General features: G+C 39.0%; 1 protein-coding gene. It reads left to right on the plus strand.

Annotated features, from left to right (window positions below; genetic code table 11):
* A partial coding sequence (locus ADF68_RS10120) for an IS1182 family transposase (RefSeq protein WP_049549706.1) occupies nt 1–1,043 on the plus strand: 1,043 nt, incomplete at both ends.

Genomic DNA, 1,043 nt, shown 5'->3' on the forward strand with positions numbered 1-1,043 from the left:
TATGACTTGGTAGAAGATACCTATAGTCCAGATAATGGTCGGCCTAGTCTTGATCCCGTCATGTTAGTCAAAATTCCTTTAATCAAATGTTTTTATGGTATTCGTTCTATGCGCCAAACCATGAAAGAGATTGAAGTAAACATAGCCTATCGTTGGTTTCTCGGACTAACTTTAGATGATAAGGTTCCTCATTTTACTACCTATGGTAAGAATTACAGTCGTCGTTTTCAAGATAAAGAACTCATTTCTGAGATTTTTTCCCAAGTTTTCAACCAAGCTTTGTATGCAGGTTTAATTGATCCTTCTGAAATATTTGTGGATGGTACCCATATCAAAGCGGCAGCTAATAGTCACAAGTATCGTAAGGAAATGGTAGAGCAACAAGCTAAGTTTATGAGTGAACAATTGGCAGTTGAGATTGATTTAGATCGGAAAAAACACGAAAAAAAGTCCTTAAAGCCCGCAAAAGAAAGTGAGGCTAAGGAAAAGAAAATCTCAACAACAGATCCCGAGTGTGGTTGGTTCCATAAGGGCGAACATAAGGAAGTATTTGCCTATTCTGCTCAAGTTGCTTGCGATAAGCATGGTTGGGCCTTGGCTTATACGGTTGAAGCAGGAAATGTTCATGATAGTCAGGCTTTCCCTGCTCTTTTTTCAAAGTTAGAGCCTTTCTCCCCACGCTATATTATTGCGGATTCAGGCTACAAGACCCCAGCTATTGCCCATTATTTATTAGAACGTAACATCATCCCTGTCTTTCCTTATACTCGTCCAAAGGGAGTAAAGGGGAACTTAAGACCTAGTAATTTTGTTTATAATGCAAGTGATGACCATTATGTTTGTCCAGAGAATCAAGTGTTAAGCTATCGCACTACCACTCGAGAAGGCTACCGTGAGTATAAGAGTAATCCCAAAGTATGTGTTGCCTGTCCTTTATTATCCGTTTGTACCCAAAGCAAGAATTTTCAAAAAGTAGTAATGAGACATGTCTGGAAAGATGCCCTTGAATTTTGTGAGGAGATTCGTCACCAAAGAGAAATGAA

The organism is Streptococcus pseudopneumoniae (assembly GCF_001068775.1).
Classification (GTDB): domain Bacteria; phylum Bacillota; class Bacilli; order Lactobacillales; family Streptococcaceae; genus Streptococcus; species Streptococcus pseudopneumoniae_N.